Below are 19045 nucleotides of genomic sequence, written 5' to 3'. Positions count from 1 at the left end.
CCTGCGTACGGCGTCGGCGCCGACCGAAGTCGGACGGCCCCCGACTTCGGTATGGTCTCGCCGCACGGCGGTGAAGACGCCCTCCGCCACGTCGTACGCTGCGGGGGATATGGATTCCCCCGCCGCCCCCCGGCACCGGCGAAGCCGGCGCGACTGGCTCGTGGACACGGCGATGTTCGTGCTCGCCGTCGCCTTCGGCTTCTACACGTCGGTGGAGCGTCTGCACGCCGCACCCCTGCCGCCGGCGTGGCTGTTCACCCTCGACCAAGTCGTGAGCATGCTCGGCTGCGCGGCGTTGTGGCTGCGCCGCAGGTGGCCGGTCGGGCTCGCGGTGACGCTCGTCGCGCTGTCGGCCGTCTTCGAGATGATCGCGGGCCCCATGCTGGCCGCGCTCTTCTCCGTCGCGGTTCACCGCCGCCCGCGGACCTCGGGCACGGTGTTCGCGCTCAGCGTCCTCGCCGCGGTCGTCTTCACCTATCTGCGCCCCGACCCGGACATGCCGCCGCTCGCGCTGCTGACGCTGGGCCTGGCCCTTCAGGGCGCGGCGGTCGGCTGGGGGCTGTTCGTCCACCACCGGCGGCGGCTGGTGCTGGCCCAGCGCGACCGCGCGGCCCGGATGGAGACCGAGGCGAGGCTGCGGGCCGAGCGGGTGCAGCACCAGGTGCGCGAGGCGATCGCCCGTGAGATCCACGACGTGCTCGGCCACCGGCTGTCGCTGCTCAGCGTGCACGCGGGGGCGCTGGAGTTCAACCCCGGCGCCGACCCCGCCGACGTGGCCCGCGCGGCGCGGGTGATCAGGCAGAGCGCCCACCAGGCCCTGCAGGACCTGCGCGAGGTGATCGGCGTGCTGCGCGCCCCGACCGGCGAGCCGTCCGCGCCGGAGCGGCCCGGCCTGCCCACCCTGGCCGACCTGGAACAGCTCGTCGCGGAGTCGGGCCGGGCCGGCATGCGGGTGGACCTGCGCGACGACCTCGGCCCGCGCGAGTCGATCCCGGACCGGACGGGCCGCACCGCCTACCGCGTCGTGCAGGAGGCCCTCACCAACGCGCGCAAGCACGCGCAGGGAGCCGAGGTCCGCGTACGGGTGACCGGGGCGCCCGGCGAGGGCCTGACGGTCGATGTGGTCAACGACGTCCCCGCCGCCGTCGCAGCGGACGCCGCCGGTGGGGGCCACGGCCTCGCCGGCCTGGCCGAGCGCGTCACGCTGGCAGGGGGACGGCTGGAGCACGGGCCCGTGCGCGGCGACGGCGACGGGGGCCCGGGTGGCTGGCGCGTGCGGGCCTGGCTACCGTGGCCTGCATGATCGCGCCAGAAGCCGCACCGATCGGCGTTCTCATCGCCGACGACGATCCCCTGGTCCGGGCCGGGCTGGAGATGATGCTCGGCGGCGCCCCGGACATCCGCGTCCTCGCCCAGGCCGGGGACGGCGCCGAGGTGCTGCCGCTGGCCGGTCGGCACCGCCCCGACGTGGTGCTGATGGACATCCGGATGCCGGTGATGGACGGCCTGGCCGCCACTGAGGCGCTGCGCGCCCGCGACGGCGCGCCCGAGGTGATCGTGCTGACCACCTTCGACGCCGACGAGCACGTGCTGCGGGCCCTGCGCGCGGGGGCCGCCGGGTTCCTGCTGAAGGACACCCCGCCGGGCGAGATCGTGGAGGCCATCCGCCGGGTGGCCGCCGGCCACCCGGTCCTGTCCCCGGCGGTGACCCGGCGGCTCATCGCCCGGGTCGCCGAGGACGGACAGGACCGGCGCAGGGCCCGCGCCCGGGAGCGCCTGGCACTGCTCAACGACCGGGAACGGGAGATCGCGCTGGCGGTCGGCCAGGGCAGGCCGAACGCCGAGATCGGCGCCCTGCTGCACCTCAGCGTCCCCACCGTCAAGACGCACGTGTCGAGCGTCCTCGCCAAGCTCGGGCTCAACAACCGCGTCCAGATCGCCCTGCTCGTCCACGACGCCGGGCTGCTCGACGACCCGCTCGGCGCGGACGGCTGACGCGGCCGTCGCGGCGGCGCCGCTGTTTCCCGTCCTGCCCCTTTCCATAAGCTCCGCGTTCAGCCCGCCGGCCGGGTAGTCCAACTTGAGCGACGGCACGTCATTCAGTGGCAGACCGACCTCAAAGCCGAGGTGTTGCGGTAGCGTGCCCAGCCTCGCCCCGTTCGGCCTGTAGGCCACCAGCCGCAGCGCGTACGCGTCTGGAGCAACCGGGATGATCACCTGGATGCGTCCCCCGAGTCACGTTTTCGTCGCCCTTCACGCACCGCTGAACTGGGCAGAGTGCAATGGTGAGATGTCATCCAGACGGCCTCAGCCTCCGGCCCGGCAAGTCCTCGCAGCCGCGGCTGCCGCCAAAGCGCGTCGAGCAGCCCGAAGCGAGCCCCCGGTGCCTCAACCGGTCGCGGCGCCGCCAACATCGTGGAAGCGACGATTACTGTGGCTGGTTCCTCTGCTGGTGATGATCGCGGTCACTGCCTGGGCGTCCCAAACGCTGAACATTCCCGACTGGGGCCGATGGACGCTTGCGGGGATTTCCCTGGCAGGGGCCTCCGCGCTCGGCATCGCCCTGCTGATCGGGCCCGCCGCCCGCCGCCTAGCCGGGGAACCTCACCCGCTCACCCAAACCGAACGCCAGCAAATGACCGCAACCGAGCGCGTCGAGGCCGTCAACGCCGCGCGGCACACCCTGATCCAGGCCGCCACCGGCCTGGTCGTGATCGGCGGCGTTATCTTCACCGGGCAAGGCTTGTGGTACACGGCCCAGTCGCTGGACGCCTCCCGCCAAGCTCAGCGCACCGCTGAACAAGGACAGATCACCGACCGCTACACCAAGGCGATCGAGCAGATCGGCTCCGACAGGCTGGACGTCCGGCTCGGCGGCCTGTACGCCCTAGAAAGGATCGCAACAGACTCGCCGCGTGACCACCAGACCGTCTACGACGTGCTCGCTGCGTTCGTCCGCGAGCACGATCCCAAACCCAGCGTCACAGCGGCCAAACTACCCGCTCAGCCCGACACCGATGTCCAGGCAGCCCTCACCATCATCGGCCGCCGAAACACCCGCTTGGATGCCCACAGGCCTAACCTGAACAACATCCGTATTCCCCAAGCGGACCTGAGTGGGGCCTACCTACGCGGCGCGGATCTGACCGGCGCGAACCTGACCGACGCCTACCTGAGCCGCGCGAACCTGACCGACGCCCACCTGGACGGCGCGGATCTGACCGGCGCGAACCTGACCGGCGCATACCTGAGCCGCGCGCGCCTGTTCGCGAATCTGAGCGGCGCGGACCTGCGCGGCGCGAACCTGAACGGCGCGCACCTGTACAGCACGAACCTGGACGGCGCGAACCTGAGCGGCGCGGACCTACGTCACGTGGATGGAACGACAGAGAAGGAGATCAGAGCGGTTGCGATCGTTGATGCGGAGACCCAGTTCTGACGAGCCTCACCGTCAGCGTGCTGCGAGCGCGGTGGCCTTGCGTTGGGCGTACATCCTGGTCGCCCAGGCCATCGTTCGAGATCAGGGTTCCCAGCGGGCTCACTCGGGATAACTACCTCCACCACTGACCCCCTTAGTTCTTTTGATCTCGTCGCGCTGCTGATCCACCACCGCCGACAGGACTGCGTTCCCGCACAGCAGAAACGACACCTTTCGCTACCTTTCGCGATGAAACACCCTCTAGGCGACGCGGTAGGGCTCGGCCACGTCGGCGCGCAGCGTCAGGCCGTGACCGGGCGCGTCCGGCGGGCGCACGGCGCCTCCCGTGGGGTCGGCCGCGCCGTCGAACAGGTCGCCCTCGATGCGCACGTGGTCGTGGAACCACTCCATGTGGCGCAGGTTCGGGGTCGCCGCGGCGACGGGCGCGTGCAGGTTGGGCGCGCAGTGCGCCGACACCTCGAGCCCGTGCCCGGCGGCGATCGCCGCCGCGCCCGACCAGCCCGTGTAGCCGCCGCAGCGGGTCGCGTCGATCTGCAGGCAGTCGACCGCGCCCGCCGCGCACATGCGGGTGAAGTAGACGAGGTCGCCGCCGTACTCGCCGGCCGCGACGTCGGCCTCGGACCGCTCGCGCACCAGGCGCAGCCCGGCCAGGTCGTCGGAGGACACCGGCTCCTCGAACCACCGCACGTCGTGGTCGCGCATCCGGCGTTCCAGCCGCACGGCCTGTTTCGCGCCGTAGCCGCCGTTGGCGTCCACGTACAGCTCGGCGGCGTCCCCGATGACCCGGCGGGCGAGCGCGACGCGGTGCAGGTCGCGGGCGGGCGCGGCGCCCGCGGACTCCCCGATCTTGATCTTGACGCGGGGGATGCCCTGCTCGTGCACCCAGTGCGCGAGCTGCGCCGTCGTGACGTCGTCGTCGTACGTGGTGAACCCGCCCGAGCCGTACACGGGCACGGACGGTCCGGCCAGGCCGAACAGGCGGGCGAGCGGCACACCGAGCAGCCGGGCCTTGAGGTCCCAGAGCGCGACGTCGACCGCGGAGATCGCGTATCCCGCGACGCCCGTGCGGCCCGCGTTGCGCACCCGGCGGACCATCGCGGTCCACAGGCCCGGCACGTCCATGGGGTCTCCGCCGCGCACCACGGGCGCGAGCAGGTCCGTGACGATCGTCGCGGCGGCGGCGGGCGCGTAGGTCCAGCCGAGCCCGGCCGTCTCGCCGGCGTCCGCGCGGACCACCACCATCGTGGTCGCGTCCCAGCTCAGCGTGCCGTCGGCCTCCGGGCGGTCGGTCGGCACGCGGTAGGCCGACACGTGGAGGTCCCTGATCACGAGGTCCCTGATCACGAGGTCGCTGATCACGCGCGTCTCCCTACCCGGGCGTGACCCCACGACTCTGGATCGGAGGAAAGATTTTCCATGCGGTGAGTGTTCGGCTTCCCATTCCAGGGGCAGCGCGGCACATATGACGGAAATCGCCTCAGAAGTACTCATCAGGCGGCTCGCCGACTGGGGTGTCGACACCGTCTTCGGGCTTCCCGGTGACGGCATCAACGGCATCATGGAAGGGCTGCGCCGCCAATCCGACCGTGTCCGGTTCGTGTTGGTGCATCACGAGGAGGCGGCCGCGTTCATGGCGGCCGCGCACGCGAAGGCCACCGGTCGCATCGGGGTGTGCCTGGCCACCTCGGGCCCCGGCGGGATCCACCTGCTCAACGGCCTGTACGACGCCAAGCTCGACCACCAGCCGGTGCTGGCCATCACGGGCATGCAGGAGACCAGCGTGCTGGGCACCGGCTACCAGCAGGAGGTCCACCTCGACCGGCTGTACGAGGACGTGGCCGAATACAACCTCGTGGTGGACAACCCGGCCCAGCTGCCGGGGGTGGTGGACATCGCGATCCGCACGGCGTACGCGCGCCGCGGGGTCGCCCACCTGTGCCTGCCCAACGACGTCCAGGTGGCCCCCGCCGACGCCGACCCCTACCAGCACGTCGCCCCCGCGCGGCCGCCCGCGACCGCCCCCGTCTACCTGTCCCCGCCCGGCGTGCCGCGCCAGGAGGACCTGAGGGCGGCCGCCGAGGTGCTCAACGCGGCCCGGCGGCCCGCGATCCTGGCCGGCGCCGGCGCCCTGCACGCCCGCGAGGAGGTGCTGGCCGTCGCCGAGACGCTGGGCGCCCCCGTGATCAAGACGCTCCCCGGCAAGGCGGTCATCCCCGACGACTCGCCGTACGCGGTGGGCGGGATCGGCCTGCTCGGCACGAAGCCGGGCGAGGAGCTGGTCGAGGACTGCGACACCCTGCTGATGGTCGGCACCAACTTCCCCTACACCAAGCACCTGCCCGAGCCCGGCAAGGTCCGCGTCGTGCAGATCGACGCCGACCCCGCCCGCGCGGGCGTGCGAATGCCGACCGAGGTCCCGATGATCGGGGACGCCAAGGAGGGGCTTGCCGCGCTGCTGCCGCTGCTGCACCGCACCGACGACCGGGCGCACCTGGAGAAGTACCAGAAGGCCATGGCCGAATGGCGGGAGAACATGGCCGCCCTGGAGAACCCGGAGCGCGCCCCGATCGCCCCGCAGTACCTGATCGGCTGCGTGGACCGGGCCGCCTCCGACGACGCCATCCTCACCTGCGACTCCGGCACGATCGCGACCTGGGCGGCCCGGCACTGGACGATCCGCGGCGGCCGGGAGTTCTACCTGTCGGGCAACCTCGCCACCATGGCCCCCGGCCTGCCGTACGCGATCGCGGCGCAGCTCGCCCACCCCGACCGGCAGGTGATCGCGTTCATCGGCGACGGCGGCTTCGCGATGCTGATGGCCGAGTTCCTCACCGCGGCCCGTCTCGGCCTGCCGATCACCGTGGTGGTGAACAACAACGGCTCGCTCGGCCAGATCCTGTGGGAGCAGATGGTGCTGGGGTACCCCGAGCACGGGGTCAGGTTCGGCGCGCCGTCCTCCGACTTCTCCGCCTGGGCCCGCTCCTGCGGCGGCTACGGCCGCAAGGTCACCGACCCCGCCGAGGTGAACGAGGCCGTACGGCAGGCCCTCGCCCATCCGGGGCCGGCGCTGGTGGACGTGGACGTCGACCCGAACGAGCCGCCCATGCCGGGCAAGGTCGCCCGCGATCAGGCGGTCAAGTTCGCCGAGGCGTTCCTGAAGGGACAGCCGCACAAGGCGGCCATCGCGACGACGCTGTTCAAGGACAAGATCTCTCAACTGGGGCGGTGACGCCATGACGGACCAGGTGCTCGTTCCCCTGCCCGTGACGACCCGGCCGGGGCGCCCGTACGTGCGGGTGCGCGACCTGGAGCGGGACCTCGCCGCCCGGGTGGACGGCGAGGTCAGGTTCGACCCGGGCAGCCGGGGCGCCTACTCCACGGACGGATCGAACTACCGGCAGGTGCCGCTCGGGGTGGTGGTGCCGCGCACGGTGGACGCGGCGGCCGAGGCGATCGCCGTCTGCCGGGAGCACGGCGCGCCCGTCACCTCACGGGGCGGGGGGACCAGCCTGGCCGGTCAGACCTGCAACACCGCGGTGGTGATCGACTGGTCGAAGTACTGCCACCGGCTCGTGTCGGTGGACGCCGCGGCGCGCACCTGCGTGGTCGAGCCCGGAATCGTGCTCGACGTGCTGAACCGGCTGCTGGCCGACACCGGCCTGATGTTCGGGCCGCGTCCGTCCACCCACTCCCAGTGCACGCTCGGCGGCATGATCGGCAACAACTCCTGCGGCTCGACCGCCCAGGCGTACGGCAAGACCGCCGACAACGTCGCGCGGCTGGAGATCCTCACCTACGACGGACAGCGGATGTGGGTGGGGCCGACCAGCCAGGAGCAGTTCGACCGGATCGTCGCCGAAGGCGGGCCGAGGGGGCGGATCTACCGCGAGCTGCGGGCGATCGTGGACGAGCACGCCGACGAGATCCGCCGCCGCTTCCCCGACATCCCCCGGCGGGTGTCGGGCTACAACCTCGACCAGCTCCTGCCCGAGGCCGGGTTCGACCTGGCCAGGGCGCTGGTCGGGTCGGAGGGCACGCTGGTCACCGTGCTGCGGGCCGAGCTGCGCCTGGTGCCCGCGCCCAAGGCCGAGTGCCTCGTCCTGCTCGGCTATCACGACATCGGCGTGGCCGCCGACGCCGTGCCGCGCATCGCCCGCCACGGCCCGCTCCAGCTCGAAGGGGTGGACGACAAGCTCGTGGACTTCGAGCGGCGCAAGCACATGCATCCCGACGCCCTCAAGCGGCTGCCGGAGGGCGGCGGCTGGCTCATGGTCTCCTTCGGGGCGGACTCGCAGAAGGAGGCGGACGCCAAGGCCCGTGACCTGCTGAAGGAGCTGAAGGGCGGCGAGCACGCGCCGCACATCTCCTTCCTCGACGACGCGAAGATCGAAAAAGAGCTGTGGGAGGTCCGCGAGTCCGGTCTGGGCGCCACCGCCCGGGTGCCCGGCATGCGCGAGACGTGGGAGGGGTTCGAGGACTCGGCCGTCCCGCCGGACAGGCTCGGCGGCTACCTGCGCGACCTGCGCCGCCTGTTCGAGGAGTTCGGCTACGGCGACGCCTCGCTGTACGGGCACTTCGGGCAGGGCTGCGTGCACACCCGCATCCCGTTCGACCTGGTGACGGCCGACGGGGTGGCGGCCTTCCGCGCCTTCCTCGATCGGGCCGCCGACCTGGTCGTCTCCTACGGCGGCTCGCTGTCGGGCGAGCACGGCGACGGGCAGGCCAGGGGCGAGCTGCTGCCCAAGATGTTCGGGCCGGCGGTCATTACCGCATTCGAGCAGGTGAAGGCCGTCTTCGACCCCGGCGACCGGATGAACCCGGGCAAGATCGTCTCGCCGTACCGGCTGGACGAGGACCTGCGGCTCGGCCCCGAGTGGACGCCCGCCGACCCGCCCGTCCACTTCGGCTACCCGGACGACGAGGGCAGCTTCCAGCGGGCCGTGATGCGGTGCGTGGGAGTCGGCCAATGCCGCGAGCACACCGGCGGGGTGATGTGCCCGTCCTACCGGGCCACGGGCGAGGAGGAGCACTCCACCCGCGGGCGCTCCCGGCTGCTGTTCGAGATGCTGAACGGCCACGCCGACTCCGTGGTGCGGGACGGCTGGCGGTCCGCCGCCGTGAAGGACGCGCTCGATTTGTGCCTGGCCTGCAAGGGCTGCAGGCACGACTGCCCGATGCAGGTCGACATGGCGACGTACAAGGCCGAGTTCCTCGCCCACCACTACGCCCGCAGGATCCGCCCGATGGACCACTACGCCATGGGCTGGCTGCCGGTGTGGGCCCGCGTGGCCGCGCTCGCCCCGGGGGTGGTCAACGCGCTGGCGCACGCGCCCGTGCTGTCCGGGCTCGCCAAACGCCTGGCGGGGCTCGAACCGGCCCGGCCGGTCCCGGACTTCGCGCCGCTCCGCTTCAGCGACTGGTATCGGCACCGGGGGCCGCGCGGCGGGGGCGAGCGGGGACCCGTGGTGCTGTGGCCCGACACGTTCACCGACAACTTCCACCCTCATATCGGCCGCGCCGCCGTCTGGGTGCTGGAGTCGGCGGGTTACCGCGTGCTGATCCCGCCGCGCACGCTGTGCTGCGGCCTGACGTGGATATCGACCGGCCAGCTCGGCGTGGCGCGGCGGGTGCTGCGCCGCACCGTGCGCACCCTCGCCCCGGCGCTGCGCCGCGGCATCCCGATCGTCGGGCTGGAGCCGAGCTGCACGGCGGTGTTCCGCGCCGACGCGCCCGAGCTGTTCGCGCACGACCGGGACTTCACCCGGCTGGGCGAGCAGACCAGGACCCTCGCCGAGCTGCTGAGCGCGACCGACGGCTGGGAGCCGCCCCGGATCGACCGGGACGCCGTCGCCCAGCCGCACTGCCACCACCACTCGGTGCTCGGCTTCGACACCGATCGGGCCCTGCTGTCCCGGGCCGGTGTGCGGGTGGAGACGGTGGGCGGCTGCTGCGGCCTCGCCGGGAACTTCGGCTTCACCGCCGGCCACCTGGAGGTGTCGACGACCTGCGCGGAGCACGAGATCCTGCCGGCCGTCCGCGCCGCCGATCCCCGCACGGTCGTCCTCGCCGACGGCTTCAGCTGCCGTACGCAGATCGAGCAGGCGGGAGTGGGACGCCAGGCGATCCACCTCGCGGAGTTGCTGGCGGCCGGGGTGCGGGGCATTCCGCTGGGCGACCACCCCGAGTGGCGGGCCGCGCGCAGGCCCGGCCCGGCGCGGGTGCTGGGGAGCCGATGAGCGCCGAGATCATGGAGGAGACGGACCAGACACTGGACGAGGACGCGTGGTCCGTGGAGGACGCCTCGCTCGCCCTGGTGGAGATGACCCTCAACGCGATGACGCGCAGCTCCGAGCTCTCGGTCACCCAGTTGCGGGTGCTGCTCGCGGTCGACCGGCACGGCCCGGTGAACCTGAGCGGGCTCGCCGCCCTGCTGGGCATGTCGGTCTCGGCCACGGGCCGTCTGGTGGCCCGCCTGCACACCGCCGGGCTGCTGACGCGCCTGCTGTCCCCGCACAGCCGCCGTGAGGTCAGCATCGACGTCACCGAGACCGGCAGGAGGTCGCTGGAGCGGATCCGTGCGGCCCGCCGCGGGCACATCGCCGCCGCGCTGCGCCACCTGCCGCCGGACAGCCGCCGTACGCTCGCGCGGACGCTGCGCGAGCTCACCGCGGCGGCCGGTGCGCACGAAACGGACGGTTAGCCGACGGTCGGCAGGCGGGTCAGCGGTCGCGGTCGGCGGCCAGGCGGGCCAGGGCCTCGAGACCCGCCGCCGGACCGGGCGCCAGCTCCGCCGACCGCAGCGCCTCCAGCGCCTCGGACAGCAGATCGTCCACCCTGGCGAGGCTCCACGCCCGCCCGCCGGCCTCCTCCACCAGCCGCGCGGCCCGGGGGAGGTCGGCCGGCGCGAGCGGGCGGCGGTACAACGCGGCGAGCGCGCCGCCGGCCGGCGTGCCCGATGTCAGCGCGGCGACGACCGGCAGGGACTTCTTCCGGTTGCGCAGATCCGAGTGGACCGGTTTGCCGGTGACGGCCGGGTCGCCCCAGATGCCCAGCAGGTCGTCGACGATCTGGAACGCCAGCCCCACGCGCTCGCCGAACACCCGCAGGAAGGACACCTGCTCGGTGGTGGTGGCGCCCCCCGGAAGACCGGCGGCCTGCAGCGCGCCGAGGGCGCAGGCGCAGCCGAACAGCGCGCCCGTCTTGCCCTCCGCCATGCGCATGCACTCCCCCAGGCTCACGTCCGCCCGCTCCTCGAAGCCGAGGTCGGCGCTCTGGCCGTCCAGCAGCGACTGGACGCACCGGGCCAGCGTCCGCACGCCGGCGGCGGGGCGGCCGCTCCCGGCGAGCACGGCGAAGGCCAGCGTCAGCAGGGAGTCTCCGGCCAGGATCGCCTCGGAGCGCCCGAAGACGTTCCACACCGTGGGGCGGTGGCGGCGGACCGCGTCACCGTCCATCACGTCGTCGTGGATGAGAGAGAAGTTGTGCACCAGCTCGACCGCGACGGCGGCCGGCAGTGCCGCGTCCGCGTCTCCCCCGGCGCCCTCCGCCGCCAGGAGCGTGAACGCGGGCCGCAGGGCCTTGCCGCCGTCCGCCCGCAGCGGCCGCTCCCGCGCGTCCCACCATCCGAAGTGGTATCCCGCCATCCGGCGCATCGGCGGAGGCAGGGTGTCGACCGCATGGCGCAGGGCGGGCTCCACCAGGTCGCGCGTCCGGGCGAGCACCTCCGCCGCGGTGCGCACTCCCTCTGCAACCGGTTCCGTCACGCTCCCACCACCTCGGGCTCGAGTGGACCCACAGGCCGGCTGGACTTGTCGGCATACCCCGGCCGCCTCCGCACCACACGTGTCACCTAACGTGATACCCCATGCGGAAGTGGCTGCAGGAGATGGGTCTCGGGCTCGCCGCCGTCGGGCGCCCCGCGTACATCACGCTCGGCCGGGACGAGGATTTCGGCGGCGACCGCGACGTGGCGGCGATGCGGGCGCGCACCTGGGAGGTGCTGGACGCCGCCCGGGCGGCGGGCGTGCGGTACGTCGACGTGGCCCGGTCCTACGGACTGGCGGAGGAGTTCCTCGCGGGCTGGCTGGCCGACCGGGGCATCCGGCCCGGCGAGGTCGAGGTCGGGTCGAAGTGGGGGTACGAGTACGTCGGCGGCTGGCGGATGGACGCCGGCCGCCACGAGGAGAAGGACCTGTCGGCCGCGCGGCTCCGCCGCCAGCTCGGCGAGACCCGCGAGCTGCTCGGCGCGCATCTGTCGCTCTACCAGATCCACTCCGCCACGGTGGAGAGCGGGGTGCTCGACGACGAGGAGGTGCTCGGCGAGCTGCGCGCCCTGCGCGCCGAGGGCGTCGCCGTGGGCCTGTCCACCACCGGCCCCCGCCAGGCCGCGACCATCGACAGGGCGGTCGCGACCGGGCTCTTCGACACGGTCCAGTCGACCTGGAACCTGCTGGAGCGTTCGGCGGGCGAGGCCCTGGCCCGGGCGCACGCCGCAGGCCTCGCCGTGATCGTCAAGGAGGGCGTGGCCAACGGCAGGCTGACCGTCCGGGGCGCGCCCCCGGCGCTGGTGCTCGCCGCGCGCGAACGCGGCGTCACCCCCGACGCCCTGGCGCTGGCCGCCGCGCTCGCCCGCCCGTGGGCGGGGATCGTGCTGAGCGGCGCGGCCACGACCGCCCAGCTCGCCGAGAACCTGACGGCGCTCGCCGTCACCTGGGACGAGGAGGCCGAGAAGGCGCTCGCCGGGCTGGCGGAGGACGCCGAGACCTACTGGTCCCGCCGCGCCGCCCTCCCGTGGGCCTGACCCTCAGCTGAGGAACTCGCCGTCCTTGAGCTCCAGCACGCGGTCGGCGAGGCCGACGAGGGCCGCGTCGTGCGTGGCCACCAGCGCGGTGACGCCCTCGCCCCGGACGAGCACCCGGAGCAGCTCCATGATCTGCCGCGCGGTCTGCGAGTCGAGCTGACCGGTCGGCTCGTCGGCGAGCAGCAGGCGGGGCCGGTTGGCCAGGGCCCTCGCGATGGCCACGCGCTGCTGCTGGCCGCCCGACAGCTCGTAGGGCCGCTGCTCGGCCTGGTCGGACAGCCCGACCAGGGACAGCAGCACCTTGACCCGCTCCTCCCTGTCCCTGGCGGGAACCCGCGCCAGCAGCAGCGGCACACCCACGTTCTCGGCGGCCGACAGCACCGGGATCAGCCGGAACGACTGGAAGACGAACCCGACGACGTCGCGCCGCAGCCGCAGCAGGCCCTCCTCGGGCAGCTCGGGCACCGGCTGCCCTGCCACCCGCACCCGTCCCTCGTCGGGCCGGTCCAGGCCGCCGACCAGGTTGAGCAGCGTCGTCTTGCCCGCCCCGGAGCGCCCGCGGATCGCGACCAGCTCGCCGGGGTGAGCCTCGAAGGAGATCCCTCGCAGGGCGCGCACGCCCTTGGGATAGGTCTTGCGCAGGCCCTCGACGACGACCAGCGGCTCACTCATTCGTCTCTTCCTCTGTATCGTCCGTGTCGTCCCCGGCGACCGAGGGCCAGACCCCGATGTGGTCGCGTTCGAGCTCCAGGCGCACCCGGTGCTCCATCGACAGGGCGTTGACGAACTCCCTCGGCAGCTGCAGGCGCCCGGCCCGGTCCAGCACCGCGTACTCCTCGGCGACCACCCTGCCGTCGGAGGACGTGCGGCGGAACGTCTCGCTGGAGGTGCGGCCGTCCCGGATGCCGACGGTCCGGTCGACCTGCTCCGACACCAGCGGGTCGTGCGTCACGACGACGGTCGTGACGCCGAGCTCCCGGTTGACGTGGCGCAGCACGCCGAAGACCGTCTCGGCGCTCTCGCTGTCGAGCTCCCCGGTGGGCTCGTCGGCGAGCACCACCTCGGGCGCGTTGGCCAGCGCCACGGCGACGGCCACCCGCTGCTGCTCGCCGCCGGACATCTCCCCGGGCCGCCGGTCCGCGAGGCCGGCCATCCCCGTCAGCTCCAGCAGCTCGTCCGTACGCGCCGACCTGGCCCGCCGGGACGTGCCGCCCGCCAGCCGCATGGGGAGCATGACGTTCTCCCGCGCGGTGAGGTACGGCAGCAGGTTGCGGGCGGTCTGCTGCCAGACGAAGCCCACGACGGAACGCCGGTAGCGGAGGCGGTCGCGGGGGGTCATGGACAGCAGGTCGATCCCGGCGACCCGGGCCAGCCCGGCCGTCGGCACGTCGAGCCCCGACAGGATGTTGAGCAGCGTCGACTTGCCCGATCCCGAGGCCCCGACGACCGCCACCAGCTCACCCCTGCCGATGAGCAGGTCGAGACCCTGCAGGGCGACCACCTCGACCGCGGCGGACCCCTCGGTCTTGTAGATCCGCACGAGGTTGTCGCACAGGATGTGGGCGTCCGAGCCGAACGCGGGACCGCCCCGCGTCGCCCGGGCCTCCAGGTCAGCCAGCGTGTCCACGGCTTCCTCCCAAATAGGCGCCCACGAGGGCGACGGCGGCGACCCCGGCGGCCAGGGCACCGGCCACGGCACAGGGCAGGACGGGCAGGAGCGCGGTGGCCGTCAGCGCGCCGTAACGCCCGCCCGCGTACGCCGACAGGTCGATCCCCGGCCTGAGCAGCGCGGGCATGGCGAGACCGGCCGCCAGCCCGGCGACGGCGGTCAGGACGAGCAGCGGGGCCGCCTCCAGGACGGTGACCAGTCCGGCCTGCCTGCGCGTGAGGCCGAGGGCGCGCAGCAGCCCCAGGTCCTCCGCCCGCCGGGCCGCGCCCCCGGTCAGGGCGATCGCGACGGCCGCCAGCGCGTACGCGGCCAGCGCGGCGGCGGCGACCCGCAGCGCGGTGGTCAGCGCCTTCGTCAGCGGCATCCCGGTGATCTCGGCGAGCGCGCCCGCCACGGTGGTCATGTGCGCGCCGGACGGCAACAGCGGCCTGACCGCACCCGGGTCTCCCGCGATCAGCAGCGTGTTGACCTGCTCGGGAGCCGCGCGGAGGACGATGAGAGCGCCGTCGCCGGCCCGCACCCCCGGCATCGCGTCGACGGTCCCCGCCGGGGTGACCGTCGTCCGCGCGGGCCAGCCGATATCGAAGCTCCGCATGGCGGACAGGTCGGGCGAGACCAGCGCACCGGTTCCCGGCGGCGGCAGGTGGAGCGGGCTGCCCGCGACCAATCGGCGGTAGGCGTCGAGATCGACCGCGACGACCGTGGCCGGCCGCCCGCCGAAGCCCACCTCGGCGACCGTCGTCCCGACCGCGGCAGGGACGACGGCCCTGACGCCGGGCGCGCGGGCGATCTGCTCCAGCGTCTCCGGCGCGATGCCCTGCGCGCGCTCCACCCTGATCTCCGCGCCGGTCCGCTCCCACGCCGCCTGCCGCTGGGCCTCCTCCAGCCCTCCGGCGGTGACCATGCCGTACGCCGCCAGCGCGACGGCCGGCAGCAGCGTGAGCACCGGCAGCGCGGCGCCCGGCACGGCCCGGGCGGCGGCGAGCCCGAGGAACGGCACGGCGGCGGCGCGCCGGGCCGCGGCGCGAAAGGCGAGGTGGATCAGGGCCGGGCCGGCGCGCAGCAGCGCCAGCGCGGCGGCCAGCGCCAGCAGCACGGGCGCCGACGCGAGGAACGCGTCGCCCGCGCCCGGACCGCCCGCGCCCGGACCGCCCGTGCCCGGACCGCCCGTGCCCAGGCCGCCCGTGCGCAGGAGCTGGACGCTCGCCACGGCGAGCACGAGCACCAGGATCTCCAGCACGATCCGGCGCAGCGCGTTCGCGGACCGCCGGCCCGTGGACCGGCGCGCCGCGGCCGCGGCGCAGGCGATCGCGACGGTCCCCACCGCCAGCGCGGCGGGTCCCAGCCGCGCGAACGCCGTCGGTGCGCCCGGCACGAAGCCCGCGGCCAGCTGGCCCGCCGCGGCCGCCGGCACCGCCACGAGCGCGACCGCTCCCCCGCAGGTCAGCACGGCCCGGGCCAGGGACGCGCCGCGGGCGCGCATCAGCAGCAGGTCGCCGCGCACCCGCCCGGCGAACAACAGCACGGCCAGGGCCGTGGTGCCCAGGCACACGACGGCCAGCCCGCTCAGGAACACCGTGATGAGCGCGCGCGTGACGGCCAGCCGGTCCAGGTACTCCCGCAGGATGCGGTCGAACCCGGTCGACAGGGTGAGTTCGAGGTCCTGCCTGCCCAGCCGGCGGTCGAACTCCTCCGTGGCGGCGAGCACGTCCGCCGCGTTGCCCGCGCCGACGCGGCCCTGCGCCGGGGTGACGAGCCATCGGAAGATCATGGGCAGCTCGGCGCCCGCGAGCCTGTCGCCGTCGGTGAGCGCGGTGACGATCAGGTCGTCCTCCGTGGCGAGCGGCACGCGGTGGTGGATGACGTAAGTGAGCTCCGGCTCCAGAGCCCAGAACCGGTCGGCGGGACGCGCCGGCTCGAACAGGCCGGTGACCTTCGCGGTCAGGTCGCCGAGGCGGAGAGTGTCGCCCGTTCTGATCGACATCTCCGAGGCGGCGACCGCGGGGACGGCCACCTCGAAACGGGTGCCCGAGCCGGGGCCCGGGGGGCCGCCCTCGACGTACCGCACGTGCCGGTCCGCCCCGGAGACCCATTTCAGCGTCAGGTAGCGATGCGCCTGGTTGTTGATCAGGATCGGCGAGGAGGCGGAGAAGTCGAAGAGCGGGGCGGGATCGGCGGCCATCCGCAACGCCGTGGGGAGCAGGGCTCGCCAGGCGGTGTCCGCCCCGGCCACGTCGGCCGTCGTCCGCATCGGCCTCAGGTCGAAGCCCCGGCTGTACTGGACCGTCAGCGAGGCCGTGCCGGGCGGGGCGGCGCCGATGATCGACCTGGCCGCCGCGTCGAGCGAGGACTCGACCATCCGGGGCAGGGCCGAGACGACAAGTGCGGCGCCGAACACCAGCGTGGCCAGCAGCGCCGCCACACCTTTGTGCACCCCGAGAAGGCGGATCACGACGCCTCCCCAGAACGCAGCACGGCGGCCGGCTCACGGCGGTGCAGCGACCGCGCGAGCCCCGCCACGATCACGAGGAGCACGGCGAGGACCGCGACGGCGAGCACCGCCACCTGGAGCCACGGAACGTGGAGCAGCACCGGCAGCCCGCCTCCGGCCGCGTATCCGGCGGTCACCATCGGCGGCACCACCGCGGCGGAGACGGCCACGGCGAGCGCCACTCCGCCGGCCAGCGACAGCCCGATGACGAACGACTGCTCGGCGGCGAGCAGGCCGAGCGTCTGCCGGAAGCTCACGCCGAGCGCGCCGAGCACGGCGAACTCGCCCCTGCGCTCGCGCGCCGAGACCGCCGCGTTGACCAGGAATCCCAGCACGGCGAAGGCCAGCGCCGCCGCGAAGCCGAGCAGCAGCGCGCCCTGCAGGCCCGCCGCCGTGGGGTCGTCCCTGTGACCTGCGGTCAGCGTGGCCACGTCGACGACGTCCCTGTGCGTCAGCGCGGTGGCGGCTGGTGTGGTGTCGTTCCCGTCGGCGGCCAGCCACCACTCCGTCACCGGCCAGTCCGCCCCCTGCGCGCCTTGGCCCCGCAGCGCGGCGAGGTCGGCGAGCAGGGCCGGGGTGCCCTCCGGTGTGCCGGGCATCGCCGTGACGACGCCCACGACCCGGATCGGGATCGCCGCCGTGCCGGCCGTGATCCTGGTGGTGTCGGCCAGACCGGGGGTCACCACGACCGGTAGCGGCTGTCCGGCGGACCCGGCGATCCGGGAGGTCAGCGTGGCCGGCGACAGCTCCGACAGGTCGGGGCGAAGCAGCAGGACCCGGCCCAGGTGCGCCGCGTCCGCGGCGATCAGGGTGGCGTCCGCGCCGTTCGCGACGACCGTGGCTCGGTGCGCGGGCACGGCCGCCGCGACTCCCGGCAGCGTGGTGAAGGTCCGGGCGTCGTCGCCCGGGAGGGCCGAGACGCGCAGGGCGGCGCCGGCGAGATGCATGGCCCGGTCCTCCTGGGCGCCGCGCCAGGTCGCGGCCGTGGTCAGGGACAGCACGCCGATCGCGGTCGCCATCGTCAGCAGCAGCGCCGGACCGGAATAGCGGGCCGGGCGCCGGCTCACCTGCCGGGCGGCCACGGCCGGCCCGAACCCGGGGCGGCGCCGCGTCGCCCGCTCGGCGACCCTCGCGACGGCGGGCACCAGCCGGAGGGCGGCCATCCCGCCGCAGAGCAGGGCGAGCGCCGGCCCCGCCCCGACGAGCGGGTCGAGCCCGAGCTCGCCGCCGAGGCGCGTGACCTCCGGCGCGTCCTGGGCGCGCAGGCGCCAGACGGCGAGCGCCGCCAGGACGAGCAGCGCCACGTCGGCCCCGGCCCGCTGGACCAGGCCCGGCCGGTCGGCGCGCCCGAGCACCGCCTGCTCCTCGACGTACGTGCGGCGGGCGGCGAGCAGGGGCGGAGCGGCCAGCATGGCGGCGCAGGCGAGCGCGACCGCCGCCGCGACCGCGAACGTGGCCCCGTCGGGCGCGCGGGGCGGCGCCACGCCGGTGGCCTCGATCCAGGGGAAGGCGCTCATCAGCCGCAGGAGGACCGGCGCGAGGAACGGCGCCACGGGCGCACAGGGCAGCGCGATCAGCAGCGCCTCCCCCGCCGCCATTGCGGCGAGCCGCGGCGATCCGCCGCCCCTCGATCGCAGCAGCGCCGTCTCCATCCGGCGGTGCTCGGCGAGCAGCCGCGCGGTCAGCGCCAGCGCGTACGCGCTCAGCACCAGCAGCTGGAGCACCGGCACCAGCATGGTCGAGCGGGCGACCAGGGCGCCGCGGTCGAGCCGCAGCAGCGTGCCGGACAGCGTCTCGGTGACGGTGCACCGGGGGCAGCCGGACCGCACGTCCGCGGAGACCGCGGCGACCGACGCCGAGAACGGCCGCAGCCGGTCGGAGGAGAGCCGGCGCAGGTCGGGTTCGGCGAGCCAGCGGGCCGAGACACCGGTCGCGAACCTGCCGAGGAAGGCGCCGGCCGGCATGACCAGGGGGCCGCGGGAGGTGAAGTCGCCGGTCTGCGTGCCGTAGCGCAGCAGTTCCTCTCCCTTCCAGCGCGGGTCGTCGGGGTCGCGCAGCCGGAACACGCCGGTGACGCGCACGCGGACCGATTTCCCGTCCAGGCGTCCGACGACGGTGAACTCGTCGCCGGTGGAGACTCCCATCGCCCGCGCGGCCGGCTCCGAGAGCGCCACCGCCGTTCCCTCCGTGGGCCAGCGGCCACTCACCAGGTCCGCCTGGCCGTCCAGTCCCTCGTACGCGGCGAACCGGGTCAGGACGGGCTGACCGCCGCGGTCGTCTTCCTTCAGCGCGTACGAGGCGGACTCGACGCGAACGGTGACCCGTACGGGCACCTCGCCGTGGGCGTGGGCGATCCCCGCGCGGACGGCCCGGTCGGCCGAGGCGAAGTCCCCCGCGGTGACCGAGGAGGTGACGACGGTGGCGGTGGCGGCGAGCGGCGCCGTCTCCAGGGCCCGCCGTACACCCGCCTGGGTCGCCGAGCCCGCGTGCAGCAGCAGAGCCAAGATCGCCGTGGTGGCGAGCAGGATGGAGCCGAACGCGGCGGCCAGCAGCAGGGGCTCGGCCAGCGCGCGCCGGACCACCAGCGGCAGCCGCCCCCGCACCATCCTCACCACGTTCGTCTGAGTCTCGCCACGTTCATCCCGG

The 19045-nt window shown here is 74.2% G+C and carries 13 protein-coding genes; 7 read left to right on the top strand and 6 right to left on the bottom strand.

The genetic code is table 11. From position 1 onward, the window contains the following. Nucleotides 1-109 precede the first annotated feature (109 nt). The 3 genes from BXA11_RS09545 to BXA11_RS09535 all read left to right on the top strand — a co-directional run bounded on the left by BXA11_RS09545 (nucleotide 110) and on the right by BXA11_RS09535 (nucleotide 3439). Nucleotides 110-1303: a sensor histidine kinase gene (locus BXA11_RS09545; RefSeq protein WP_076434179.1), complete on the top strand. Its 1194-nt coding sequence runs from the start codon at nucleotides 110-112 to the stop codon at nucleotides 1301-1303. After that, complete coding sequence (locus tag BXA11_RS09540; protein WP_076434178.1) at nucleotides 1300-1995, top strand: response regulator; 696 nt, start codon at nucleotides 1300-1302, stop codon at nucleotides 1993-1995. Before BXA11_RS09545 ends, BXA11_RS09540 begins: the two co-directional genes overlap by 4 nt. A 460-nt stretch (nucleotides 1996-2455) precedes the next feature. Continuing rightward, nucleotides 2456-3439, top strand: a complete 984-nt coding sequence (locus BXA11_RS09535; protein WP_159454754.1) for a pentapeptide repeat-containing protein — start codon at nucleotides 2456-2458, stop codon at nucleotides 3437-3439. A gap of 240 nt (nucleotides 3440-3679) precedes the next feature. On the opposite strand, the gene BXA11_RS09530 is transcribed toward BXA11_RS09535, so the two are convergent. Continuing rightward, nucleotides 3680-4798 (bottom strand): enolase C-terminal domain-like protein, encoded by a 1119-nt coding sequence (locus BXA11_RS09530; protein ID WP_239105282.1) that lies wholly within the window; start codon nucleotides 4796-4798, stop codon nucleotides 3680-3682. Between the two features lie 103 nt (nucleotides 4799-4901). Between BXA11_RS09530 and BXA11_RS09525 the strand changes: the two genes are divergently transcribed. Genes BXA11_RS09525 through BXA11_RS09515 form a run of 3 tightly spaced genes read left to right on the top strand, consistent with a single transcriptional unit; the run spans nucleotide 4902 to nucleotide 10139 of the window. Continuing rightward, nucleotides 4902-6668 carry a thiamine pyrophosphate-dependent enzyme gene (locus BXA11_RS09525; protein ID WP_076434177.1) on the top strand — a complete coding sequence of 589 codons (1767 nt, stop codon included), beginning with the start codon at nucleotides 4902-4904 and terminating at the stop codon, nucleotides 6666-6668. A gap of 4 nt (nucleotides 6669-6672) precedes the next feature. Further along, nucleotides 6673-9675 carry an FAD-binding and (Fe-S)-binding domain-containing protein gene (locus BXA11_RS09520; RefSeq protein WP_083744095.1) on the top strand — a complete coding sequence of 1001 codons (3003 nt, stop codon included), beginning with the start codon at nucleotides 6673-6675 and terminating at the stop codon, nucleotides 9673-9675. After that, entirely contained in the window at nucleotides 9672-10139 is a 468-nt protein-coding gene (locus BXA11_RS09515; RefSeq protein ID WP_030508039.1) for a MarR family winged helix-turn-helix transcriptional regulator, read from the top strand. Before BXA11_RS09520 ends, BXA11_RS09515 begins: the two co-directional genes overlap by 4 nt. Nucleotides 10140-10158: 19 nt before the next feature. Here the strand turns inward: BXA11_RS09515 and BXA11_RS09510 are convergent, their stop codons facing one another. Then, nucleotides 10159-11202, bottom strand: coding sequence for a family 2 encapsulin nanocompartment cargo protein polyprenyl transferase (locus tag BXA11_RS09510; RefSeq protein ID WP_076434176.1), 1044 nt, complete (start codon nucleotides 11200-11202; stop codon nucleotides 10159-10161). 101 nt (nucleotides 11203-11303) lie between these two features. Here BXA11_RS09510 and BXA11_RS09505 point away from each other — a divergent pair, with 101 nt between their 5' ends. Further along, complete coding sequence (locus BXA11_RS09505; protein ID WP_076434175.1) at nucleotides 11304-12239, top strand: aldo/keto reductase; 936 nt, start codon at nucleotides 11304-11306, stop codon at nucleotides 12237-12239. A gap of 3 nt (nucleotides 12240-12242) precedes the next feature. On the opposite strand, the gene BXA11_RS09500 is transcribed toward BXA11_RS09505, so the two are convergent. The 4 genes from BXA11_RS09500 to BXA11_RS09485 are packed head-to-tail and all read right to left on the bottom strand — an operon-like array spanning nucleotide 12243 to nucleotide 19005. Then, complete coding sequence (locus tag BXA11_RS09500; protein WP_083744093.1) at nucleotides 12243-12911, bottom strand: ABC transporter ATP-binding protein; 669 nt, start codon at nucleotides 12909-12911, stop codon at nucleotides 12243-12245. Further along, nucleotides 12904-13866 (bottom strand): ABC transporter ATP-binding protein, encoded by a 963-nt coding sequence (locus BXA11_RS09495; protein WP_076434173.1) that lies wholly within the window; start codon nucleotides 13864-13866, stop codon nucleotides 12904-12906. Before BXA11_RS09495 ends, BXA11_RS09500 begins: the two co-directional genes overlap by 8 nt. Beyond that, complete coding sequence (locus BXA11_RS09490; RefSeq protein ID WP_076434172.1) at nucleotides 13850-16360, bottom strand: FtsX-like permease family protein; 2511 nt, start codon at nucleotides 16358-16360, stop codon at nucleotides 13850-13852. Before BXA11_RS09490 ends, BXA11_RS09495 begins: the two co-directional genes overlap by 17 nt. After that, a complete protein-coding gene (locus BXA11_RS09485; RefSeq protein ID WP_076434171.1) occupies nucleotides 16357-19005 on the bottom strand; it encodes an FtsX-like permease family protein in 2649 nt (882 codons plus the stop codon). The genes BXA11_RS09490 and BXA11_RS09485 overlap by 4 nt, the downstream gene beginning before the upstream one ends. Nucleotides 19006-19045: the final 40 nt, after the last annotated feature.

Origin of the sequence: Microbispora rosea, from assembly GCF_900156315.1 — a bacterium.
Lineage (GTDB): Bacteria > Actinomycetota > Actinomycetes > Streptosporangiales > Streptosporangiaceae > Microbispora > Microbispora rosea.
The sequence above is the reverse complement of the archived record's forward strand: the minus strand, read 5'-3'. Positions and strand labels throughout refer to the sequence as shown.

What these genes read in the sequence shown, in the direction of transcription:
- BXA11_RS09545 (WP_076434179.1), top strand. Translation starts at nt 110, where the DNA reads ATGGATTCCCCCGCCGCCCCCCGGCACCGGCGAAGCCGGCGCGACTGG.
- BXA11_RS09540 (WP_076434178.1), top strand. Translation starts at nt 1,300, where the DNA reads ATGATCGCGCCAGAAGCCGCACCGATCGGCGTTCTCATCGCCGACGAC.
- BXA11_RS09535 (WP_159454754.1), top strand. Translation starts at nt 2,456, where the DNA reads ATGATCGCGGTCACTGCCTGGGCGTCCCAAACGCTGAACATTCCCGAC.
- BXA11_RS09525 (WP_076434177.1), top strand. Translation starts at nt 4,902, where the DNA reads ATGACGGAAATCGCCTCAGAAGTACTCATCAGGCGGCTCGCCGACTGG.
- BXA11_RS09520 (WP_083744095.1), top strand. Translation starts at nt 6,673, where the DNA reads ATGACGGACCAGGTGCTCGTTCCCCTGCCCGTGACGACCCGGCCGGGG.
- BXA11_RS09515 (WP_030508039.1), top strand. Translation starts at nt 9,672, where the DNA reads ATGAGCGCCGAGATCATGGAGGAGACGGACCAGACACTGGACGAGGAC.
- BXA11_RS09505 (WP_076434175.1), top strand. Translation starts at nt 11,304, where the DNA reads ATGCGGAAGTGGCTGCAGGAGATGGGTCTCGGGCTCGCCGCCGTCGGG.
- BXA11_RS09500 (WP_083744093.1), bottom strand. Translation starts at nt 12,911, where the DNA reads ATGAGTGAGCCGCTGGTCGTCGTCGAGGGCCTGCGCAAGACCTATCCC.
- BXA11_RS09485 (WP_076434171.1), bottom strand. Translation starts at nt 19,005, where the DNA reads ATGGTGCGGGGGCGGCTGCCGCTGGTGGTCCGGCGCGCGCTGGCCGAG.